General features: G+C 63.6%; 1 protein-coding gene. It reads right to left on the bottom strand.

The annotated features are described in order from the left end of the window. A partial coding sequence (locus WG891_RS26760) for a hypothetical protein (RefSeq protein ID WP_337265116.1) occupies positions 1-286 on the bottom strand: 286 nt, incomplete at both ends.

Below are 286 nucleotides of genomic sequence, written 5' to 3'. Positions count from 1 at the left end.
GCCAGGGGCGGTCGACGTGCCCCCTGACGACAGGTTCAGCGTACCGCCTGCCAGATCGAGCACCCCGGTGTTGGTCAGCAGTCCGCTGCTCAACACGCCGGGATCGAGCGTGACCGTGCCCAGGTTGGTGAGTGCCCCCACCGTCTGGCTGAAGTTATTGGTATTGAAACCGGCGCCGCTGGCCACCGTCAGCAATGAGGTGGCGCCAAAGGCATTGTTGCTGCCCAGCAGCACATCGCCGCCGCTTATCGTGGTGCTACCGGTGTAGTTGTTCTGGCTGTTGGTG

It is taken from the genome of Serratia sp. MMO-28, from assembly GCF_037199905.1.
Lineage (GTDB): Bacteria > Pseudomonadota > Gammaproteobacteria > Enterobacterales > Enterobacteriaceae > Chania > Chania oryzae.
This window is presented reverse-complemented; position numbering and strand designations above follow the sequence as displayed.